General features: G+C 45.8%; 21 protein-coding genes. 9 read left to right on the forward strand and 12 right to left on the reverse strand.

Annotated elements, in window-relative coordinates; all coding sequences use genetic code 11:
- The first annotated feature begins 78 nt into the window (after window positions 1-78).
- The 4 genes from CSHOW_RS06180 (at window position 79) to CSHOW_RS06195 (ending at window position 3,291) form a co-directional block, all read left to right on the forward strand.
- Window positions 79-732: an amino acid ABC transporter permease gene (locus CSHOW_RS06180; protein WP_002946746.1), complete on the forward strand. Its 654-nt coding sequence runs from the start codon at window positions 79-81 to the stop codon at window positions 730-732.
- Window positions 719-1,393: an amino acid ABC transporter permease gene (locus CSHOW_RS06185; RefSeq protein ID WP_002946745.1), complete on the forward strand. Its 675-nt coding sequence runs from the start codon at window positions 719-721 to the stop codon at window positions 1,391-1,393. The genes CSHOW_RS06180 and CSHOW_RS06185 overlap by 14 nt, the downstream gene beginning before the upstream one ends.
- A gap of 8 nt (window positions 1,394-1,401) precedes the next feature.
- Window positions 1,402-2,136 carry an amino acid ABC transporter ATP-binding protein gene (locus CSHOW_RS06190; RefSeq protein WP_002946744.1) on the forward strand — a complete coding sequence of 245 codons (735 nt, stop codon included), beginning with the start codon at window positions 1,402-1,404 and terminating at the stop codon, window positions 2,134-2,136.
- 318 nt (window positions 2,137-2,454) lie between these two features.
- The gene (locus tag CSHOW_RS06195) at window positions 2,455-3,291 is read left to right on the forward strand and encodes a cysteine ABC transporter substrate-binding protein (RefSeq protein ID WP_002946743.1); all 837 of its coding nucleotides are present in this window, start codon (window positions 2,455-2,457) and stop codon (window positions 3,289-3,291) included.
- A gap of 345 nt (window positions 3,292-3,636) precedes the next feature.
- Here CSHOW_RS06195 and groL read toward each other — a convergent pair whose 3' ends face one another.
- Window positions 3,637-5,271 carry a chaperonin GroEL gene (gene groL / locus CSHOW_RS06200; RefSeq protein WP_002946741.1) on the reverse strand — a complete coding sequence of 545 codons (1,635 nt, stop codon included), beginning with the start codon at window positions 5,269-5,271 and terminating at the stop codon, window positions 3,637-3,639.
- Window positions 5,272-5,293: 22 nt separating this feature from the next.
- The gene (gene groES, locus CSHOW_RS06205; protein WP_002946739.1) at window positions 5,294-5,554 is read right to left on the reverse strand and encodes a co-chaperone GroES; all 261 of its coding nucleotides are present in this window, start codon (window positions 5,552-5,554) and stop codon (window positions 5,294-5,296) included.
- 173 nt (window positions 5,555-5,727) lie between these two features.
- On the opposite strand from groES, the gene CSHOW_RS06210 reads away from it, so the two are divergent.
- Window positions 5,728-8,313 (forward strand): hypothetical protein, encoded by a 2,586-nt coding sequence (locus CSHOW_RS06210; protein ID WP_002946737.1) that lies wholly within the window; start codon window positions 5,728-5,730, stop codon window positions 8,311-8,313.
- Between the two features lie 499 nt (window positions 8,314-8,812).
- Here the strand turns inward: CSHOW_RS06210 and CSHOW_RS06215 are convergent, their stop codons facing one another.
- The 6 genes from CSHOW_RS06215 to CSHOW_RS10695 are packed head-to-tail and all read right to left on the reverse strand — an operon-like array spanning window position 8,813 to window position 14,604.
- The gene (locus CSHOW_RS06215) at window positions 8,813-9,442 is read right to left on the reverse strand and encodes a tetratricopeptide repeat protein (RefSeq protein WP_002946730.1); all 630 of its coding nucleotides are present in this window, start codon (window positions 9,440-9,442) and stop codon (window positions 8,813-8,815) included.
- A 9-nt stretch (window positions 9,443-9,451) separates the two neighbouring features.
- Complete coding sequence (locus CSHOW_RS06220) at window positions 9,452-10,099, reverse strand: tetratricopeptide repeat protein (protein WP_002946729.1); 648 nt, start codon at window positions 10,097-10,099, stop codon at window positions 9,452-9,454.
- Window positions 10,100-10,108: 9 nt separating this feature from the next.
- On the reverse strand, window positions 10,109-10,741 hold the full coding sequence (locus CSHOW_RS06225; RefSeq protein WP_002946728.1) for a tetratricopeptide repeat protein: 633 nt from the start codon (window positions 10,739-10,741) through the stop codon (window positions 10,109-10,111).
- 45 nt (window positions 10,742-10,786) lie between these two features.
- The gene (locus CSHOW_RS06230; RefSeq protein WP_002946727.1) at window positions 10,787-11,386 is read right to left on the reverse strand and encodes an NUDIX domain-containing protein; all 600 of its coding nucleotides are present in this window, start codon (window positions 11,384-11,386) and stop codon (window positions 10,787-10,789) included.
- Complete coding sequence (gene mgtE, locus CSHOW_RS06235; protein WP_002946726.1) at window positions 11,371-12,744, reverse strand: magnesium transporter; 1,374 nt, start codon at window positions 12,742-12,744, stop codon at window positions 11,371-11,373. The genes CSHOW_RS06230 and mgtE overlap by 16 nt, the downstream gene beginning before the upstream one ends.
- A gap of 3 nt (window positions 12,745-12,747) precedes the next feature.
- Window positions 12,748-14,604, reverse strand: a complete 1,857-nt coding sequence (locus tag CSHOW_RS10695; RefSeq protein ID WP_039895081.1) for a peptidoglycan DD-metalloendopeptidase family protein — start codon at window positions 14,602-14,604, stop codon at window positions 12,748-12,750.
- A gap of 114 nt (window positions 14,605-14,718) precedes the next feature.
- On the opposite strand from CSHOW_RS10695, the gene CSHOW_RS06245 reads away from it, so the two are divergent.
- Complete coding sequence (locus tag CSHOW_RS06245) at window positions 14,719-15,435, forward strand: plasminogen-binding N-terminal domain-containing protein (RefSeq protein WP_002946721.1); 717 nt, start codon at window positions 14,719-14,721, stop codon at window positions 15,433-15,435.
- Window positions 15,435-16,817: an FAD-linked oxidase C-terminal domain-containing protein gene (locus CSHOW_RS06250; RefSeq protein WP_002946719.1), complete on the forward strand. Its 1,383-nt coding sequence runs from the start codon at window positions 15,435-15,437 to the stop codon at window positions 16,815-16,817. Before CSHOW_RS06245 ends, CSHOW_RS06250 begins: the two co-directional genes overlap by 1 nt.
- A gap of 229 nt (window positions 16,818-17,046) precedes the next feature.
- On the opposite strand, the gene CSHOW_RS06255 is transcribed toward CSHOW_RS06250, so the two are convergent.
- From CSHOW_RS06255 to CSHOW_RS06265, 3 genes are read right to left on the reverse strand one after another with little or no spacing between them, the layout of a single operon-like run.
- Window positions 17,047-17,421, reverse strand: coding sequence for a hypothetical protein (locus tag CSHOW_RS06255; protein WP_081451796.1), 375 nt, complete (start codon window positions 17,419-17,421; stop codon window positions 17,047-17,049).
- Window positions 17,418-17,951 carry a hypothetical protein gene (locus CSHOW_RS06260; RefSeq protein WP_002946704.1) on the reverse strand — a complete coding sequence of 178 codons (534 nt, stop codon included), beginning with the start codon at window positions 17,949-17,951 and terminating at the stop codon, window positions 17,418-17,420. Before CSHOW_RS06260 ends, CSHOW_RS06255 begins: the two co-directional genes overlap by 4 nt.
- Window positions 17,952-17,966: 15 nt before the next feature.
- Window positions 17,967-18,347: a hypothetical protein gene (locus CSHOW_RS06265; RefSeq protein WP_002946702.1), complete on the reverse strand. Its 381-nt coding sequence runs from the start codon at window positions 18,345-18,347 to the stop codon at window positions 17,967-17,969.
- 131 nt (window positions 18,348-18,478) lie between these two features.
- On the opposite strand from CSHOW_RS06265, the gene CSHOW_RS06270 reads away from it, so the two are divergent.
- Both CSHOW_RS06270 and CSHOW_RS06275 read left to right on the forward strand, forming a co-directional pair.
- Complete coding sequence (locus CSHOW_RS06270) at window positions 18,479-18,673, forward strand: hypothetical protein (protein WP_002946700.1); 195 nt, start codon at window positions 18,479-18,481, stop codon at window positions 18,671-18,673.
- Window positions 18,674-18,918: 245 nt separating this feature from the next.
- Window positions 18,919-19,749, forward strand: a complete 831-nt coding sequence (locus tag CSHOW_RS06275) for a YihY/virulence factor BrkB family protein (protein ID WP_002946697.1) — start codon at window positions 18,919-18,921, stop codon at window positions 19,747-19,749.
- Here the strand turns inward: CSHOW_RS06275 and CSHOW_RS06280 are convergent.
- Entirely contained in the window at window positions 19,746-21,020 is a 1,275-nt protein-coding gene (locus CSHOW_RS06280) for a ComEC/Rec2 family competence protein (protein WP_002946693.1), read from the reverse strand. The two genes, CSHOW_RS06275 and CSHOW_RS06280, sit on opposite strands and share 4 nt — an antisense overlap.
- Window positions 21,021-21,035: the final 15 nt, after the last annotated feature.

The raw sequence follows: 21,035 nt of genomic DNA on the forward strand, positions 1-21,035 counted from the left end.
ATCATACAAAATTAGTTTTAAATTTAGTTTGCTTTCGCTACAATCTCGCGAAATTATCAAAAAGAAGCTAAAAAATTTATGGATTTTGAGTTTATAAAAGAATTTACGCCGATGTTCGTAAAAGCGGGCATTTTCACAGTCAAGCTCTCGCTTTATGGCATCTTGCTATCGCTTGTTATCGGCATATTTTGCACGCTGGTTAAATTTTACAAGGTCAAGATCCTGATGCCTATCGTAAACGGCTACATCGAGGTTTCTAGAAACACGCCGCTACTTATACAGCTTTTTTTCCTCTACTACGGACTTAGTAAATTCGGGCTAAATTTGAGCGCTTTTACCTGCGCGGTCGCGGGACTTGCGTTTCTAGGCGGCAGCTATATGGCTGAGAGTTTTAGGCTCGGATTTGAAGCGGTAAAAAAGACGCAGATAGAGGCCGCGCTTAGCGTCGCTCTCACGCAGGGGCAAATTTTACGCTACGTTATCTTGCCTCAGGCCTTTAGCGTTTCGATTCCCTCGATTGCCGCTAACGTCATCTTTCTCATCAAAGAAACCTCGGTTATCAGCATCATCGCCCTACCCGACCTGGTCTATGCGACCAAGGATATCATCGGGCTTTACTACATGACCGACGAGGCGCTTTTTATGCTGGTAGTTAGCTATTTGATTATCATTTTGCCGATATCTTTGGTCTTATTTTGGCTAGAAAAAAGGATGAGAGTTGGACGGAGTTAGTATTTTATTCGACCCGCTGGTCTTAAAGCGGCTGATTTTCGAGGGGCTGTGGATGAGCGTGCAGATCTCAGCCATATCGATCGCCATCTCTCTTGTTTTAGGCACGTTTTTGGGCGTGGCTATGAGCTCAAAAAACAAATTTATCTTTTTCACGCTAAAAATTTGCCTAGAAATCGTTCGTATCATGCCTCAAATCGTCTGGCTATTTTTGTTTTACTACGGCGCGAGCAAGGCTTTTGGGCTTGATATCTCCAAATTTAACGCCTCGCTCATCGTCTTTAGCCTGTGGGGCGTGTTTGAGATGATGGATATCGTCCGCGGCGCGATCGTCTCGATACCGAGGCATCAGTTTGAAAGCGCGGCGGCTCTAGCGCTTAGCAAGGCTCAAATTTATCTTTACGTCGTGATCCCGCTAGCCACGCGCCGCCTAGTGCCCGCGGGCGTAAATTTGCTAAGCCGTATCATCAAAACCACTCCGATCGTCGCCCTCATCGGCGTACCCGACCTGCTAAAAGTCGGCCAGCAAACGATCGAGGCAGTCAGCCTAACCGCCAACCCAACCGTGCCGTTTTGGATATACGGCTTTATATTTTTATTATATTTTCTCGTCTGCTATCCTATCTCAAAACTATCCAAGATACTTGAAAACAGATGGGCATAAGGAATCAAATGAGCGAAATTTTAAAACTCTCAAATTTAAGCAAATCTTACGGCGACTTGCAGGTGTTAAAAGGCATCGACCTTAGCGTCAAAAACGGCGAAGTAGTCGTGATCCTAGGGCCCTCGGGCTGCGGCAAAAGCACGACTCTGCGCTGCATAAACGGCCTTGAGCCCTTTGACGGCGGACAGATAGAGATAGCCGGCGAAAAGATAGATAAAAACTACAAAGACTGGATCAAAATCCGCCAAAAAGTTGGCATGGTTTTTCAAAACTATGAGCTGTTTGACCATATGAACGTCATCGAAAATATCGTGCTAGGCCCGGTAAAAGCGCAAAAAAGAAGCCGCGAAGAGGTCGAAAAAGAGGCCGAGGCGTGGCTGGAAAAAGTTGGCCTAAAACATAAAAAATACGCCTATCCAAAAGAGCTTAGCGGCGGGCAAAAGCAGCGTATCGCCATCGTGCGCGCGCTTTGCATGAGGCCCGAGATCATGCTATTTGACGAGATAACGGCCTCTCTGGATCCAGAGATCGTGCGCGAGGTGCTAGACGTCGTCATAAACCTCGCAAAAGACGGTATGACGATGCTAATCGTGACTCACGAGATGGGCTTTGCTCGCTCGGTAGCGAATCATATCGTCTTTATGGATGAGGGCAAAATCGTCGAAGAGAGCGAGCCCGAGGCATTTTTTACGCATCCAAAAAGCGAACGCGCGAAGAAGTTTTTAAATTTATTTTCGTTTTAGGGGTTTTAAATTTGACCTTTTGGGGCTAAATTTGAAAGCTTTTCGTCAAATTTAAATAACTTAAATTTACCGCCCCGCTTTAACTCAAATTTACTCAAAATAACACGCTCAAATTTAATCCGCTAGCCATTTCTTAAATTTAAAATTAAATTTGTAAATTTATATTGAGTAAATTTTACACTCTATTTTAAATCTAGCGTTACATTTTTATACAAAATTTGATTATTCTCTGTGCTCGTCGTCCGAAAAAATACAAATTTAGTCGCATTTTAGTCAAGCTTTTGTATATTTTGCGCACTTTATTTTAAAGGAGAAAGAATGAGGAAACTTCTGTTTTCATTTTTGGCAACATTCGCCGCCGTCTTTCTAACGGGTCAGGCTAATTTGCAGGCTGCCGAAGCGGACGCTTTGGCTAAAATAAAAGAGCGCGGATACGTGCGCGTGGGCGTCTTTAGCGACAAACCGCCGTTTGGCTACGTCGATAAAGAGGGCAAAAACCAAGGCTACGACATATACTTCGCCAAACGCATCGCAAAGGATCTGCTGGGCGACGAGAGCAAGGTAAAATTTGAGCTCGTAGAAGCGGCAGGCCGCGTAGAAGTGCTAGTAGCCGATAAGGTCGATATCACTTTGGCAAATTTCACCAAAACCCCTGAGCGTGCTAGAGTCGTTGATTTCGCGCTTCCGTATATGAAAGTATCCTTAGGCGTAGTTAGCCCGGACGGTGCGGTCATAAAAAGCGTGGACGAGCTAAAAGGCAAAAAACTAATCGTCAATAAAGGCACGACTGCGGATGCGTATTTCACGAAAAATCACCCTGACATCGAGCTTATAAAATACGACCAAAATACCGAAACCTTCGCCGCTCTGGTCGATAAAAGAGGTGTGGCGCTAGCGCACGATAACGCGCTGCTTTTTGCATGGGCTAAAGAAAATCCTGGCTTTACCGTCGGTATCGAGGCTCTAGGCGAGGTCGACGTCATCGCGCCTGCTGTAAAAAAAGGCAACAAAGCGCTGCTTGAATGGCTAAATAACGAAATCACTGAGCTTGGCAAGGAAAATTTCTTCCACAAAAACTACGACGCTACTCTAAAACCGATCTACGGCGATAGCGTAAATCCAGAATCTCTCGTCGTCGAAGGTGGGAAACTGTAAAGCCCAAAGTCGGAAGAAATTCCGACTTTTTAATTCTATACATTTTAGAATTTAAAGCATTAGGTAAATTTACCACCCGCACACAACCCACCGTTGCGATATTTTAAATACGACTAAAATTTTACGCTTGCTTATTATTAAAGCAAATTTGATCCGAAAAATACAATAAATGAACCGTCAAATTTAAGCTCACATATCAAAGTTTGTAAATTTTAATCGCTATAGAGTTCAAGGATTTTTTTTAATTATTAGAAAGGATAATTTTGTGGATTTTTTGTAAAAATTACAAAGAAAGTTTAAAATAAAACCTGCGGAAAGCCGAAGCCTTCCGCAGATAAAGGCGTATTACATCATTCCGCCCATGCCGCCCATTCCGCTCATATCAGGCATCGCAGGCATCGGTTTGTCCTCTTTTAGCTCGCTTATGGTAGCTTCAGTGGTTAAGAGCAAGCTCGCCACGCTAACCGCGTTTTGTAGAGCCACGCGCTCAACCTTAACCGGGTCGATGATACCGGCTTTAAACATATCCACGTACTCGCCCGTAGCTGCGTTAAAGCCGTAGTTATCGTCTTTGCTTACGCTTACGGAGTTTGCCACTACGCCAGCGTCAAAGCCCGCGTTTTCAGCGATCTGGCGCAGTGGAGCAGTTAGCGCGCGTCTTACGATATCAGCACCTATAGCTTCGTCGCCGCTTAGTTTTAGATCTACTTTCGCGCTTGCTTTGATAAACGCAGCGCCGCCGCCGATAACTATACCCTCTTCTACGGCCGCTTTAGTCGCGCTTAGAGCATCGTCCACGCGGTCTTTTTTCTCTTTCATTTCAGTCTCGGTAGCAGCGCCGACCTTGATAACTGCTACGCCGCCGCTCAGCTTAGCTAGGCGCTCTTGTAGTTTTTCTTTGTCGTAGTCGCTTGTGGTTTCTGCGATTTGAGCTTTTATTTGGATGATTCTAGCGTCGATTGCCGATTTCTCGCCTGCACCGTTTACGATAGTCGTGTTATCCTTGTCGATGATGACGCTTGAAGCTTGACCTAGGTCGCTTAGAGTGGCGCTTTCTAGGGTTCTGCCTAGCTCTTCGCTCACTACTTCGCCGCCTGTTAATATCGCGATATCTTCAAGCATCGCTTTTCTGCGATCGCCAAAGCCAGGAGCCTTAACCGCAGAGATGTTTAGTACGCCGCGAAGCTTGTTTACTACTAGTGTCGCAAGCGCCTCACCCTCGATATCTTCAGCGATGATTAGCAGCGGTTTGCCTGTTTTTTGAATCTGCTCAAGTACAGGTAGTAGGTCTTTTAAATTTGTAATCTTCTTGTCAAATAGTAAGATAAACGGATTGCTTAGCTCGACCTGCATCTTTTCGGCGTTCGTGATGAAGTACGGGCTTAGATATCCTCGGTCAAACTGCATGCCCTCGACCACGTTTAGCTCGTCGTGGATAGATTTTGCTTCCTCGACGGTGATGACGCCGTCTTTGCCGACTTTTTCCATCGCGTCAGCGATCAGTCCGCCGATAGCAGAGTCTGAATTTGCCGAGATAGTGGCTACTTGCGCGATCTCTTTTTTATCGGTTACTTTGCGCGATAAATTTTTTAGCTCAGCGATTATAGCTGCGGCCTCTTTATCCATACCGCGTTTTACTTCGACCGGATTTGCTCCTGCGGTAATGTTTCTTAAGCCCTCTTTAAAGATAGAGTGCGCCAAAACCGTAGCTGTAGTCGTACCGTCGCCAGCCTCGTCGTTTGTTTTGCTAGCGACTTCTTTTACTAGGCCTGCGCCCATGTTTTCTAGAGCATCTTTTAGCTCGACCTCTTTAGCTACGCTCACGCCGTCTTTGGTGATCGCAGGAGCGCCGAAACTCTTTTGCACTAGTACGTTTCTACCGCGAGGCCCCATCGTTACTTTTACCGCGTCGTTTAGTTTTCTAACGCCTTCGTATAGTCTATTTCTAGCCTCGTCTGAAAAAAATATCTCTTTTGCCATCTTTTTTTCCTTTAAATTTAGATTATTTTAAAACGCCTAAAACATCTTCGATTTTTAGAACCAAATATGTTTTACCATCAAGCACGACCTCGGTGCCGCCGTATTTAGCGAAAACCACGCTATCGCCCACGCTCACGCCTTCTACCTCGCTTGATACCGCCAAAACCTTGCCGCTTAAAGGTTTTTCTTTTGCATTATCGGGTATAATGATGCCCGAAGCGGTCGTTTTGACGTCTTCAAGACGCTCGACTAAGACTCGTTTGCCTAACGGTTGAAAATTCATGATTCATCCTTTATGGTTTGATTTTTACTTTTTTAGCACTCTTTTGTTTTGAGTGATGAAATTATAGTCAAATTTTTAGAATTTGTCAATAATTTAGCTAAAATTCTTAACAAGTCTTAGTATAATCGGCTCAAGTTTCATAATAAAATTAAACTAAATCTAAAGGATAGACGATGAAAATATTAGGCGCCCTGCTCGGACTGGTTTTTGCTTTGCTTATCGCGGCTTACGTTGCGGCCTTTACGGATTTTGGCAACGGCTTGGTTAAGCCGTATGCCCAAAATTTGATCAAAGAAAAAAGCGGATTTGATGTGAAATTTGACAAATTTCAGATCCGTCCGACGAGCGTAGATATCGTAGCTAACGTAAACGGAGAGATCGTAGCGAACGTAAACGGCGAGCTTTCGATTTTCTCGCAAAGCCTCGATCTAAAATACGACGTCGCCGTTAGCGATCTAAAAAGCCTGGGCGTCAAGCTAAGCGAAGCTATGAAAATCTCAGGCATCGCAAAGGGCAAATTTAGCGATTTCGCCGCTAGCGGAGTAGGACAAATACTAGGCTCAAACGTCAGCTTCGACGCAAATTTAAAGGACTACAAGCCGCTTTCTTTAAAGCTCGACGCTAAAAATTTACAGGTCGAAAAAGCTCTAGCGCTAGCAGGTCAGCCTATCTATGCGCACGGTAAAATCTCCGCCGTCGCAAATATCGTAGAAAGCGGCGGCAAGCCAAACGGCACCGCAAACATCGATATCTTGGACGTCAAAACAGACAACGCGCTCATCGCAAAGGATTTTAACGTCACTCTGCCGTCAAATTTCGCCGCAAACGGCAAAATCGTAGCCGACGTCAAAGACGGCATCGTAAACGCCAAAAGCGCGGTGATCACGCCGCTAGCGACGATCGGCAGCGACAAGACGATCTACGATCCAAACTCAAACACCCTAAGCAGCGACGTAAAACTCATCGTGGACGATCTAGCCAAATTTGAGCCCGTCATCAAGCAAAAGCTTAGCGGCGCGTTTAAAGCAAACGGCAACGTCATCGCCACCGCCGGCGAGCTAAAAAACTTCGACGTCAAGATCGAGGGATTTGGCGGTAACGTCGATGCGGTGCTAAACGGCGGCAAACTCATAGCCAAAATCAGCTCGCTAAAGCTTGACGAGCTAGTTAAAATCGCCGCTTTCCCGGCGTTTGTCGGCGGAACGATTAGCGGCGAAGCGGTGCTAAACGACGTGCATAATACGCAAAATATCTCGGGCTCGGTTAAGCTCGCCACCAAAAACGCGCGGCTAAATCCGGCCGAGCTAAAACAGGTCGCAAAAGAGATAAATTTAAGCAAACCTCTATCCTTTGAACTAAACGCAAACGCCGACGTGGTAAGCTCGAAAGCCAAATTTGATGCCGCTCTAAACTCCGAGCTTTTAAAGCTAAAAAGCCTAAGCGGCGTTTACGGACTAGACGACAAAAACGCGGACGTCAAATTTGACGCGGGCATCGATGATCTGGGTAAATTTGAAGAGCTGATCGGCAAAAAACTATCCGGCAAAGTGGACGTCAAAGGCGCGGCAAAACTCGTAAATAACGCACTTAGCGAGCTAGTTCTAAACGCAAACGCTCTAGGCGGCAAGATAGATGCGAACCTCAAAAACGAAAAACTCGCGGCAAATTTAAGCGCGCTTTCGCTTAAAGACGCATTTACGCTGGCTGCGCTGCCAAACTACGCCGACGCCGTGATCGACGGATCCGTCAATCTAAGCGGACTGGATCCCAAAAATCTCAGCGGTACGGCTAAATTTAACGTCAAAAACGGTATCGTAAACAGCGCCGCCGTAGCAAAAGAGCTGGATAAGCGCTTCCCAAACGGCACCAAATTTGACGCGAATGCGGACGTCGCTATAAACGGCGGCAAGGCTAAATTTGACGCGGTAGCAAACCTCGTCTCAAACTCAAACAAGAACCTAATCGCGCTAAAAAATCTAAAAGGCGACTACGAGCTTGAAAGCGGCTCGGCGAAGGCGGATTTTGAGCTTAGCATAAGAGAACTAAAAGAGATCGAGTTTTTGGTCGGACGACCTCTTTACGGGCCTTTGCTAGTTATCGGCGACGCGAAGAAAACGGGCGAAAAGCTAAGCGCGAACGTAAATTCGCGGCTCTTTAACGGCGATCTTAAGGCGGTCTTAAAAGACGATATCCTAAACGCAAATTTAAAAAGCTTCACCGCCAAAGGCCTCACAGACTTTTTGGGTCTCTCGCACGTCTACGACGGCACCGGTGATATGACGATGGATTATAATCTCGCCTCGCAAAAAGGTAAATTTGATGTCACCGTAAATGACGGCAAGCTTGCAAAGACCGATTTTACCGAGCAGGTAAGGACCTTCACCGGACGCGACATCACGAGCGAAATCTATAAAAACAGCAAAATAAAAGGTACGATAAACAAAAACCTCATCGACTTTAACGCCGATATGAACGCGACTAGAAGCCACGTCTCGGTAATCGGCGGCAAATACGACATGGCAACCAAGGCCGTAAACGTGCCGATCAAGATGAACTACGAAAAAACCGACATCGACATCACCGTCACGGGCACCAGCGACAAACCGAAATACACGATCGGCTCGGACTACCTAAAGGGCAAGGCGGTTAAGGAGCTCGATAGATTTTTGGATAAGAAATTCGGCAAGGACGACGAAAACGGCACCACGAGTGACGCTAAAAAAGACGCGATAAAAGGGCTTATAAAGGGGCTATTTTAGGCAAATTTGACCGCTCGGCTCTACGGTTAAATTTACGATTTGCCGGGCGGTAAATTTGGAAGCTGATTTGCGGTCGCCAAATTTTGACGACAACGTTGCCTGATTTGATTTTGGACTTTGTTGCTTAAATTTACGGCTTGGATTTAGAGGCTGAAAAATTTAGCTTAACGTCAAATTTTACACGCTATTTCGCCGTTAAATTTAAACTGCGGAGAGTTAAATTTGGTCAAATTTGATTTTACCGAGCGAAACGGCGGCAAATTTAACCAAGACAGATTCAAGGGAGATATTTTTGGCGGCAGATACGCGGTGTGCTTAAAAAGGCGCCCGAGCAAAGCCAAAATAGTAAATTTTAAATGATAGAAGTTTTAGAAGCGGGCGCTCCGCAAAGCCTGGAGCCAAATCAAGCTCGCCCATAAATCAAAAACAACGGCGAACAGAGCTCGCTCTCCGCATCTACACCCCGCCAGACAATCAAAATCTAGCGAGGCGCGAAATTTTATTTCGTTTTTTTAACGAGCTCTCTAAATTTAACGCAGCCTTCCGTATATCCGTAGTCGCAAGAGGTCCCGTAAATATCCATCGCTTTTTTTATATCCTGCTCGCCCTTTTCGTATCCTTGTGCGAGCATATAGCAGCCTTGCGAGTCTTTGTGGTCGCAGGCTAGCGAGTAGTATTTGCGGACTTTTTGCGGGTCTTTAGTACCGCCGTATTCGCCGCTATGATGAGCAGCCGCTCTATAGCATGCCTCGCCGACTCCGCCCTCGCAGGCCTTTTCATAAAGTGCCGCCGCCTTTTCGTAGTCTATCTGAGAGATTTGCCACAGTATGGTGCCCTCGTACACCGCAGCTACAGCCGTGCAGCCGTCCATGTCGCCCATATCGCACGCCTTTTTATATAGCGCAAAGGTCTTTTCGCCGCCGTCATCGTCGTTGTATGAGAGCCCCTGCTCGCCCAAAAACGCCGCCATATAGCAACCGGCGGCATTTTTATCGTCGTTGCAAGATTTTTCAAACAGTCGCGCGCCGTTTTCGAAGTCCGATTTTTTTAGATAAATTTTCGTGGCTTGTTCAAAGTTCCCGCCAAAAGCCGCCGCCGCTAAGATCGCAGCTAAAATAATCTTTCTCAACACACCCTCCTATTTGCTAAATTTTTTAGATTTGGCGCAGCCGCGACCAAGACCGTTTTCACAAGCAAGGCCGTAATATTTAGCCGCTTCGACGCTATTTTTAGGCGTTCCGTCGCCTGACTCGTAGATGTCCGCCGCGTTGTAGCAGCCCTCGCTCTCTCCAGCCTCGCAGGCTAGTTTATAATATTTTAGCGCATCGGCGAATTTTGAGCCGCTATCGTGCTTCTTAGCTATCATTAGGCAAGCCTCCCCGTCTTTGCTCTCGCATGCTTTTTCGTAAAATTCGGCTGATTTTTCCGTATCGTCCTGCTCTACGACAAAATTATCATTTGACGGCGTAGAGTCGTAAAAATCGCCCGCCGCCAAGCAAGCTTTAGCGTAGCCAATATCACAAGCGCTTTTATAAAGCTCAAAAACTTCGCTGTTTATTCGCATATGCTCCTCATCGTCTTTTAGGTCGTATGTTTGATAGGCTTTTAGCTGCGCGGCTATGTAGCAACCTACGGCGTTTTTATCCTCGCGGCACGACTTTTCGTAGAGTTTGGGCACGTTTTTATCGCCCATATCTTGCAGGTATTTTTTAGTAGCGATTTCAAAATTCGTCTGCGCGGCCGCCAATCCGGCTAAAATCAAAACAAGATAAATTTTCCTAAACATAGCGGCTCCTTATTTTTTGTTTTTATAAAGTTTTCTAAAATCGGCGCAAGCTCCCGTAGAACCATAGTCGCAAGCTAACCCGTAAAAATCCATCGCCTTTGTCGCGTCTTTTTTTACGCCCTCGCCCCTTTCGTACATATCAGCTATCGCGTGGCAGCCGCTCGCGTCCTCGTACTTGCAAGCCGTTTCGTAAAATTTAGACGCTTTGGCTAAATTTTGCTCGGTGCCCCTGCCCTCGTCGTAGTATCCGGCCACTCTCGCGCACGCGGCGCCTACTTTGCCCTCGCAAGCTTTTTCGTGAAATTTCATCGCTTTTTTATAGTCGGTTTCCTGCCCGGCCAGTCCGTTTTCGTAGATGTCGCCCAGAGATTTGCATCCGTCCATATCTCCAGCATCGCAAGCCTTTGAAAACTGCTCGAAGCCTTTTGCCTCGCTAGAGTTTTGCGAATAGGCGTTAATGTTTATAAAGCCCGCAGCATAGCAACCTGCGATATTTTTCTCCTCGTAGCAAGACTTTTCAAAAAGCTTTAAGGCGTTGTCGTAGTTGTTTTGAGCTAGCTCCGCGCTCGCCTCCTCGAAAGTAGGCACGGCGGCAAAAGCCGCGGACGCCAAAAAAGCGGCGCAAACGATTTTCTTTAGCATTTGTTTTCCTTAAATTTGATTATTTTTCGTGAAATTTGACACGAACTAACGGTTAAATTTGGCAAAAAACCACATAAAAGCAAACATCAGCCCCGTGGCCTTGGTTTTGGTTTCGTCAAACATAAACTCCCGCGCTCGCTCAAGCGGCACGTAAACAGGCTCGATATTTTCGCCGTCTATGCCGCCGCCCTCGCCGATCTTCATCGCGTCGTTTATCACGGCAAAAAACATCGTCTGCTTCGCTCCGCCAAACCCCAGCGCGCCACGGGTGGATGTTATGCGCTCAACCTTGCTCACGGCAAAGCCCGTTTCCTCGGCGATCTCCTCGATGACGGTCTGCTCCTCGCTCTTGCCTTTATCCATCAGACCCGCGCAAAGCTCGTATGTGTAGCCCTCGTCGCCCTTTTGCGTCAAATTTAGCTCGCGTCCTTCTTGCAGATTAAACCAAACGGCGGGACGAAACTGCTTAACCAGCAAAAACGCGTCCTTATCCTCGTGATAAAGCAGTGCCGAGACGCTGTCGTGGGCCTTGATACACTCCCATCTGACGGACTTTTCGCACAGATCAAAGGAAATTTGATACGGCTTTACGTAGCGCGGGGCGGTTAAATTTTCTATCTTGATATTTTTTACAGAAGTATCCATTTTGCCAGTCCTAAAAAGCTAAAAAAGCCGACCGTATCGGTAACTGTGGTAAGCAGTACAGCAGAGCCGACGGCAGGATCGATGTCAAATTTCTTTAAGCTTAGCGGTATCAAAGTACCGAAAAATCCGGCGAAAAACAAATTTATCAACATCGAAGCGCCGATAACTACGCCTAGCATCGGGCGGTTAAACCATAGCGCAGCGATAATGCCCATCAAAAATGCAAAGGTTAGTCCGTTTATAAGCGCGATGCCGACCTCGCGTTTTAGCGCGTTTGCGGCGTTTTTAAACTCTATTTCTCCCAAAGTTAGTCGGCGCACGGTAACCGTAAGCGCCTGGGTGCCGGTGTTTCCGCCCATGGATGCTACGATTGGCATCAGTACCGCAAGCGCTACGTAGCTAGCTATCGTCTCGTCAAAAAGCCCGATGATCGAGGAGCTAATAAGCGCGGTAAATAAATTTATAAGCAGCCAAACGGCGCGCGCGCGAGTGGCCTTAACCAGGCTCGTATCCTCTTCCTCGGCCTCGTCGTCGACGCCGGCTAGGTTATAAATTTGCTCCGTGGCGCTTTCTTTTATAAAGTCGTGGATGTCGTCAGTGGTGATACGACCTAGCAAATAGCCCTTGCTATCGACGACCGCGATCGAGTTCATATCGTAGTTTTCGACCGTTTCTACGACCGTCTCGATAGGCTCGTTATCAACGGCCACGTTGGGTTTATATTTATCCTCTTCGCTCTTTGCGATGATCTCTCTTAAGGTTTGGTTAAAATCAAATAGTATCAGATCCTCAAGCGGCACCGCATGGAGCAAAACGCCTTTTTTATCGGTGATAAAAAGCTGCGAGACGTTTTCTAGTTTGCCCTCTTCCTTCTCGCGCCTTAGCCGCTCGACCGCCGTTTTTAGCTGCTCGTCGATATGCGCACTAAAAAGCTCCGTCTGCATGAACGCGCCCGCTTGGCCCTCGTCGTAGCTGCGGATACGTAAAATCTCCTCCTGATCGTCCTTGTCCAGGCCGTCAAAGAGCTCTTTAGCCTTTTGCTCGTCGATCTCCTCGATATACTCCAAAAGCTCGGCCGCGTCGTCACTCTCTAGCTCCTCGATCGCCTCGATGATCTTGTCGCTAGGTATCTGCTCGATCACGTCCTTTAGCATGTGATCTGGCATCTCCATCGCTACGTCGCCCAGGATCTCTGGGTCGAGCTTTTCGAGGTATTCGCCAAATAGCTCCTCATCGTGCTTTTTAAGCGTTTTTAGGTGCTGGGCGAGGTCGGCGGGGCTTAGTTCCTTATCGATCGTCTCGTTTAGGTGCGAGTCTAGCAGCTCTTTGGCTTCGTTTAATTGCTCGTTTTCTTCCATCATTTACTTCTTTTTGTCGCTTGACTCGGCGGTTTTGCCTTTTGATTTTGCCTTTTTATCGGCGGCATCTTTTTGCTTTTTAGACTTATCTTTGCTGGCGTTTACGTCTTTTTTCTTTTTGGACTCGGTTTTGGTTTCTTGATTTTTTTTGTCCTTTTTCTTATCGGTCTGTTTTGTTTTGTCTTTATTTTTAGCGGACGAATTTGACTCTGACTTTTTCGCCTCTTTGCTTGATTTTTTTGGCTCAGTCTTACTCGCCGCCTTGTTTGACGCTTTTGCGGAGGTTAAATTTGACTCCGGTTTTGCTGATTTTGCTGCGGCTAAATTTGCCGTTTCGTTTGCGTCCGTTTTGGTCCCAGAGGAGTTGTTTTCGGCTTTAGGCTGCACGGTCAAATTTGACTCGGGCGTAGTTAAATTTGAGTCCGTCAAATTTACATCATCGGCGCTGCTTGTAAGCTCGCTCGTCAAATTTGCTTCGGTTTTGGTCGCATTGTCTTCCTTGTTGTCACCCTTTGTCTCTTTTGTCAAATTTATATCGGTTTTTAAAGAGCCGATGTTAGTTAAATTTTCCTCTGCCCTTTTCGTCTCCGTAGTTAAATTTAAATCTCCGCTAGAAAAGGTAGAATTTGCATCCGTCATCGTCAAATTTACGTCTGCTTTTGGCTCGGTTATAGGATGCTCCCAGTCCATCGCCGCGTCAAATTTCTGCTCTTTTTCAGGGATTTCATCCTTGTTGGCATACTCTTTTATCTTGTTTTCAAACTGTTTTATATATTTTTGAAATTTAGCGCTTTCATTTAAGGCAAATACGCTTTTAGCTACCTTTATCTCGGTCTCCGGGTTTATAGCGTTACCGTTTTTATAAACGCCGAAATGCAGGTGCGAACCCGTACTCATACCCGTGTTTCCGACATATGCGATGAGCTGACCTTGCTTAACTTTTACTCCACTTTTTATACCTTTAGCAAAGCCGCTAGTGTGCGCATATAGCGTCTCGTAACCGCTAGTGTGACCTAGTATTACTACCTTGCCGTAGCCGCTTTTAGTACCGACGAATTTTACCGTACCCTCGCCTGCGGCCTTTATCGGAGTGCCTTTAGGAGCGCCGTAGTCCACGCCTAGATGGGCCTTATAGCGCTTTAGTATCGGATGATAGCGCTTGGGCGTAAAAGGCGAGGTAATACGAGCGTTTGCGATCGGTCTAGTTAGCAAAAATTTATCGTTTTTCTTGCCGCTTTTGTCGTAGTATTTGTTTTCGTATTTATAAACCGTGTATTTTTTGCCACCGATTTCGATCGTCGCCCAGTATATCTCGGGAGCGCCGAACGTGCGTCCGAGCCTCATCTTTTGCGTATACTCCATCGCGAGCCTGTCGCCTTTTTTTAGCTTCGTAAACTCTTTAGCGCCCACTTCGCTCCTCATAGCTAGATAAAATCCATGCGCTAGCGCCGCGCTACCCGTAGCTTCTAGTATATCTTGCGAAGGATTCGATACGATCGGCATACTAAGCACGCGCCTATGCGTCTGATACGAGATCGAGGAAAGCTGAAAATTATACTTTCCGTCGTTATCTTTATAAATTTGCGCTTGGAGCTCTTCGTTTACGGGGATTAGCACCTGGCTTATCCCGCCTTTTTCGTCTCTTAAAATTTGATACGATATGCCCGCTTTTATCTCGCTTACAAACTCCTTATCGTCCGAATCCATATCATAATAAAGAGAAAGGGGGATGGAATTTTTCTCCAAAAAAGTTAAAAAAGTATCTCCGCTAGGCCAGCTAAGCTCCTGGACGGTAGATTGTATAGGCGAGGCGGCGAATAAATTTACCGCCAGCAGTAAAGCTAATGAAAATTTCTTCATAAAATCCCTTGATTTAAAAGCCGTATTTTACTCGAAAATTACTTACATTTTGCAAAACTAAGCCAGTTTCAGATATAATGAGCGCTAAAATTTCAAACTTTCAGGAGATAAATTTTGAAAAAATTTCTTTTATTTTTAGCGGCGGCTTGCCTTAGCTTTGCGGCGGAGTTTTCGATGAGAGAGTACAAGGCCCCGCTAATAAGCGTGGATGAGGGCGTAGGCACAATCATAGACAACTCAGATATCGTCGTAGGTAGTAGCGGCGTCGTGATGCACAAATTTGACGGCGCTCAAAGCTCAATCATCGCTCGCGCGGTCGTCACGCAAAAAGGCGGCGGCTTTGCAAAGGTACGATTTGAGGTATTTGACACGTTAGCGCAAAAAGCCCTACCAATACCGGGAATTTTGCCTAAAAGCGGCGACGAGATCATCCTAAACTACCTCTACAACCGCTCGCTCATCGTCGTACCGAACAAAGAAATTTACGCCGAAGTAACGAACGCGTTTAAAGACATCACCTTTATCCACCCCGATATCGTGGGCTCATATCTAAGCTACGAGTATAAACCAAACCCTAGCCGCGACGACTTTCGCAAAATGTGCTCTCAAAGCGCTGCCGGGCTTATTTTCATCGCTATGAACAACGAAGCGCTTTTTGCCGACTGCCAGAGTTTCGAGCCGTTAAAACGCTTCCAAAGCGGCGCGGTCAAATACTACCAGCTGCCTTTCTACACTCGCGTCAAGGACATTGATACGGTATTTTGGAAATGGGGCTCGGAGCAGATCAGCGACTTTGACCGCCACTACAAAGCTCTTTTGAAAGAGAAATGATGCACGAAAAACACGCTAAATTTTTTGCAAATTTACTAGGCGCCGATAACGCCTACTTCGACGACGCGCACAGGATAGCCTACTGCTACGACGCTACTAGAAAGCGCCATTTGCCTGACGGCGTGCTTTTCCCTAGAGACGAGAGCGACATTAGCGAGATTTTAAAATACTGCAACGAAAATAAAATCATCATCGTGCCTAGGGGTGCGGGCAGCGGCTTTACAGGCGGGGCGCTAGCGCACGAGGGCGGCGTGGTGCTTGCTTTTGAAAAGCACATGAACAAAATCCTAGAAATCGACATGCAGAACATGGTCGCCGTCGTGCAACCGGGCTGTATAAATATAAATTTACAGCGCGAAGCCGAGAAGCCAGGCCTTTTCTACCCGCCAGATCCCGCCAGCCAGGAGTACTCGACGCTAGGCGGCAACGTGAGCGAAAACGCGGGCGGCATGCGCGCGGCAAAATACGGCATCACCAAAGACTACGTCATGGCGCTGCGAGCCGTGCTGCCTAACGGCGAGGTGATCCGCGCCGGCAAACGCACGATAAAAGACGTCGCGGGATACAATATCGCAGGCATCCTCATCGCCAGCGAGGGCACGCTAGCAGTAATAACCGAGATCACGCTAAAACTCATCGCAAAGCCTAAATTTAGAAAAACGGCGATGGGAATTTTCCCTAGCGTAAACGCCGCGATGAACGCCGTTTATAAGACGATGGCAGCAGGCGTGACGCCGGTGGCCATGGAGTTTTTGGACGCGCTTTGCATACGCGCGGTCGAGACTAAATTTAACAAAGGCCTGCCGCAAGATGCGGGCGCGCTGCTCATCACCGACGTAGACGGCGACGTTTTAGACGGGCTAGAGCAGGATCTAGCCACGATAGAGCGAGTGTTTAGAGAAAACGGTGCTAGCGAATTTAGACGCGCCAAAGATGAGAGCGAGCGAAACGACATCTGGTTTGCCAGGCGCAACTGCTCGCAGGCGATAAATATCTACGGAAATTTAAAACTAAACGAGGACATCACGGTGCCGCGCTCAAAGCTGCCCGAACTGCTCGAACGCATCGGCGGTATCGCTGAAAAATACGGCGTGCAGGTGCCGTGCTTTGGCCACACGGGCGATGGCAACGTGCACACCAACGTCATGGTCGTAGATAGAGCCGATCCTGCGCAGGTGGAGAGCGGACACAAGGCGATCGAGGAAATTTTTAAGATCGCAGTGGAGCTTGGCGGTACGCTCAGCGGCGAGCACGGCATCGGCATCAGCAAGGCCGAGTTTATGCCGCTCGCCTTTACGGATGCCGAGATGGAGCTTTTTAGAAGTATCAAAAAGGCATTTGATCCGAATAACATCCTAAACCCGTTTAAAATGGGGCTGTAAAAAGCGTTATCTCGTGAGCGTTTTTCTTACACTAGGCGCTCTCTTTGAGAAATAAGTTTCGTTTTTGCTTCCGAGGCAACTTGTTTGGTTAGCCTCGGTCGCAAAAACTTCAACTCCTGCTTTGCAACTACGAGCAGAGCGGTCTCAAGCGTAGCGACAGTAGCGACTGCAGGGAAGCTAAGTAGAACATTTAAAACCATCTCATGATACTGCCGCTTAAATTTACTTTTTAATTTATATAATAAAATTGCCGCGGTGCTCTAAAATTTGGATCGATTTCAAGCGGTTCTTTTGGCGGTTCGTATTTGATTGCTCTTTTAATCTTTATAGCATATACCATTTCGTTATCATAATAGTCATAAAACCGGCTTTTACTTATACAAGAGCCATCACTTGTGGCTTCCCATATACTATCCCTATCGGAGTATAGAATTCCACCCACTTCAAGCTCTCCGACTATTTTGGCCGTATTTGGACAATACACATATATTTTCTTAAATTCCTTTGAAAATTTATGCTTTCGATGTATGATATTTTTCTCGCCCGACACCAGCATCCCGGAGCTTGGCTCATGGATAGACATCACTATCGCTATTGCCTTCACTGCGCCACCTCAACAAAGCTATCACCTCGCCCATTATCATACACATCATAGATTATCGTTTCTTGTCCGGTATCGGGATTATCATAGATACTCTTACTAAGCTCGGCTTTGCGTCTTTGCAGATCGCTTTCTATTTCTTTAAAAATATCATTTTTCATATTTTGATCTTTTATGGATAAAAACATTCCGTTTGTCTTAAAGAGTTTTTCCATTACGAGCACGACTCTAGCCATAATTTTAAATTCGTTTTCATTTTTTGGATTTTCTATAGTATATTTAGCCTTGCAAGTGGAGCGTTTAGCTCTGTCATTAATGCTCACAATTTCTCTTGAATTAATTTTGATTAAGGAAATAGAGTCATCTAAAATTTTATCCAGTCTAGGATCAAATTTATTATACATTTTATCGTAAGATTCAAGCTTTATGGCTTCAATGGTAGCCGCATCATTATCACAGTTATAGCTATCATCGCCGCATCCGACGACAAATAATCCAACAGCCAAAACAGCGCACATTTTTATTTTACTCATTTTTTCTCCTTTTAGTTAAATTTCTTTTTTATCTGTTTGTATTTCAGTGCTTTTAAATCCGCAATTGGCGCATTCTTTAAACACCTTAACTTTTGTCACCTCGTATATAGCCTTTAGCGTTCTTGTATTGCCGTTTTTGTATTTACCTTTTTTGGTGCCTTGCATAATCTTTTGATCTAAAATTTCCCTACCGATCTCAAATGTTGAAAATAGCTTTCCGCAAGATTCGCACTTTGAACCGAGAGCAAAAATGCAAAAAGCGACTATAAATCCAACAGTCGCTACTATCCATTTTATTGTCTCGCCCTCAACTCCAAAAACACCGGCTAAAAACCAAACAACTCCGCCGCCAAAAACAGATGCTATAAAACTAAAACCAATCTCCGAGTAATTCAACCTAAGTCCCTTTTTGTGTTATTTTAAAAAATTAAATTTTATGATTTTACGACATTATTTCTAAATTTATTATAAATTTACGAATATATGTCGCAATTTGCTATTAAATTTATAAAAGCTAAACTTGCGCTATGAAATACAGCCAACAAGACAAAGCTAGAATTTTAAAGATAACGACCAGAACGCTACAAAGATGGAAGACCACAAAGCCCGAGCTCTACGCCATCATTGAAGCCGGTTTTAAAATGCGTGAACTCGTGGCTGACGAAGAACAAAGCCTCTCTGAGATAAGAAAGATGATAAAAGAAGCCTTGCCGCAAAGCTAAATTTAACCCTTATCACCTCGAATTTGACGAAATTATCACGCCAAATTTAGCCAAATTTAACTTCGTTGCCTTAAATCCAAATTTTAAAAACGCCGACCACGTCAAATTTGACACCATTACTGTCATCAAATTTAATCCTACCGTATCAAAAGCCGCCGTATCGCAAAACGCAAAATAAATAAAATTTTATCTAACCGAAATTTCAAAAATTTTAAAGTAAAATACCTCAAATTTAAGGATTTAAGATGAACCCGCAAAAATTTGAAAAGATAAAACAAACGCTTAAAATTTGGCTCACGGCGATGCTAAAGATCAAGGACAAGCAGCTACTGCACTACGCATCTAGCCTGAGCTTTCACACGATGCTTTCCATCATCCCCGTGCTACTCATCTCACTCTCGCTCTTTACGCAGATGCCTAGCTTTAGCGTCTATTACGCCAAGATTAAGGAATTTATATTCGCCCAGCTGCTACCCTCAAACCAAGACGCGATCTCAAACTACATCGAGACCTTTTTACAAAACAGCTCGAGCCTTGGCATCCTAGGCCTTGGCGCGATTATCTTTACTTCGATCATGTTTTTTGCCGATTACGAGTACGTCATCAACCGCATCATGCACACGCAAAGCCGCAAATTTTGGAACTCGCTAAGCGCATATTGGACGCTCATTACGCTGGCTCCCTTGGGGCTTGGGCTTAGTTTTTATCTCTCAAATTTATTTCAAGATATGCTAAACTCCAGCGCCTACACGAAGTGGATAAATTTTCTCAGCATATTCCCGTACCTCATCATTTGGGCGATATTTTGCGTGACCTATCTCATCTCGATAAACCGCCAAATCACCCTAAAAAACGCGCTTTTTAGCTCGTTTGTGGCCTCGCTCATCTGGTATCTGGGCAAAAACATCTTCGTCTTTTACGCCGCAAATAACAAAACCTACCTCAGCATCTACGGCTCGTTTTCGGTGGTGCTGCTCTTTTTCGTGTGGATTTACGTGTCGTGGATCATATTTCTCTACGGTGTGAAGCTGTGCGCGTATCTGGAAAAAGCGGGCGAGAGCGACAAAGAAGCTTAAACAAGCGCGGCAAAGCAGAGTAAATTTAGCGGCACGATAACGGCGGCTAAAATTTTACTTTTGACGCTTGCTAAGCTCAGAGCGTTATAGAGCAAAAACAGCCAAAACGGGACGCTCAAATTTACCCCCTTTGCGCGCCACGAGAGAAATTCTAGCAAATACTCATCAAGCGCGCCGCCTGCGCCAAATGCGTGCAAAAGCGCACTTATCGGATAAAACAAGCTAAAAAGCGGCGTGAGCGGCAAGACGGCTAGCTGCTGGGCGCTAACGAGCGGAAAAAAGTAGAGCACGGGCAAAATCATCGCCGAAAATACCCAAAAATTTAGCAAGATAGCGTGCGTCAAATTTGAAAACCGCTCGCCAAAATGCCGCAAATACAGATAAATATAAAACACGCCCATGCTTGAGAAGTAAAATCCGACGCTAAAAAGCAGGCTCGGCATCAGCGCTACGGCGGCGCAAATCACTGTAAAAAGAAGCTCAAAGCTCACGACGCGCACGTTTCTAGCGAGTAAAAACAGAGCCAGCAAGCTCATCAAAAACGCCCGCAAAAACGACGGCACGAAGCCGATCAGCGCAAGATAACAAAACAAAACCGCAAAGATCGCGGCCGAGAGGTCAAATTTGGCGTTTCGATACGGAAAATATCGCGCCTGAAAATAGCGGTAGATCGGGCGAAAAATAAAATATAACGCCCCAAAAATTAGTCCCAAATGATAACCAGAAATCGCGATGAGGTGCGCTACGCCGTAGAAATTTACGTCTTGCCGCAGCTCCTTGCCTACGGGCGCGGCCAAAAACAGCGCGGTAAAAAGCTCGGTCATTTTTTCGCTTTCATGCTGCTCGGCGATAAACTCGAAAATTTTATCGTAAATTCGCTCCTCGCTCGCGGCGTACCTAAGCTGCGTCACGCCGTAACTAGGCATATAAAAAGAGCCGCTTAGATACTCTTTAAATTTAACGTTTTTGTTTTCGGTGCCGATTAAAATTTGATCGTTGGCTCCCGCGTCAAAGTCCGCCAGCGTCGTCGTATAAAAGCTAAAATCCTGCGTTTTTAGCTTTAAAACGCGGTAAATTTTACCTTTTGCGTTCGCTTTTTCGTAGTTTTGTGAAATTTTAGCTTGTAAGATGACGCCGTTTTGAGCTTTAAATTCGCGAAATTTATAGTAGCCAAAGCCCAAATTTAGTGCAAAAACAAGCGCGCAGGCAAGGCAAAATATATAAACCTCGCGCGCGTTTTCAAAGATAGATTTACGTTGCGGCTTTTGCAAAATTTGAGCTTAAAG

It is taken from the genome of Campylobacter showae, from assembly GCF_004803815.1.
GTDB lineage: Bacteria > Campylobacterota > Campylobacteria > Campylobacterales > Campylobacteraceae > Campylobacter_A > Campylobacter_A showae.

Coding starts and splice junctions, on each gene's coding strand:
- CSHOW_RS06195 (WP_002946743.1), top strand. CDS start 2,455: ATGAGGAAACTTCTGTTTTCATTTTTGGCAACATTCGCCGCCGTCTTT.
- groES (WP_002946739.1), bottom strand. CDS start 5,554: ATGAATTTTCAACCGTTAGGCAAACGAGTCTTAGTCGAGCGTCTTGAA.
- CSHOW_RS06190 (WP_002946744.1), top strand. CDS start 1,402: ATGAGCGAAATTTTAAAACTCTCAAATTTAAGCAAATCTTACGGCGAC.
- CSHOW_RS06230 (WP_002946727.1), bottom strand. CDS start 11,386: ATGGATACTTCTGTAAAAAATATCAAGATAGAAAATTTAACCGCCCCG.
- CSHOW_RS06250 (WP_002946719.1), top strand. CDS start 15,435: ATGCACGAAAAACACGCTAAATTTTTTGCAAATTTACTAGGCGCCGAT.
- groL (WP_002946741.1), bottom strand. CDS start 5,271: ATGGCAAAAGAGATATTTTTTTCAGACGAGGCTAGAAATAGACTATAC.
- CSHOW_RS06275 (WP_002946697.1), top strand. CDS start 18,919: ATGAACCCGCAAAAATTTGAAAAGATAAAACAAACGCTTAAAATTTGG.
- CSHOW_RS06260 (WP_002946704.1), bottom strand. CDS start 17,951: ATGAGTAAAATAAAAATGTGCGCTGTTTTGGCTGTTGGATTATTTGTC.
- CSHOW_RS06270 (WP_002946700.1), top strand. CDS start 18,479: ATGAAATACAGCCAACAAGACAAAGCTAGAATTTTAAAGATAACGACC.
- CSHOW_RS06180 (WP_002946746.1), top strand. CDS start 79: ATGGATTTTGAGTTTATAAAAGAATTTACGCCGATGTTCGTAAAAGCG.
- mgtE (WP_002946726.1), bottom strand. CDS start 12,744: ATGGAAGAAAACGAGCAATTAAACGAAGCCAAAGAGCTGCTAGACTCG.
- CSHOW_RS06210 (WP_002946737.1), top strand. CDS start 5,728: ATGAAAATATTAGGCGCCCTGCTCGGACTGGTTTTTGCTTTGCTTATC.
- CSHOW_RS06225 (WP_002946728.1), bottom strand. CDS start 10,741: ATGCTAAAGAAAATCGTTTGCGCCGCTTTTTTGGCGTCCGCGGCTTTT.
- CSHOW_RS10695 (WP_039895081.1), bottom strand. CDS start 14,604: ATGAAGAAATTTTCATTAGCTTTACTGCTGGCGGTAAATTTATTCGCC.
- CSHOW_RS06220 (WP_002946729.1), bottom strand. CDS start 10,099: ATGTTTAGGAAAATTTATCTTGTTTTGATTTTAGCCGGATTGGCGGCC.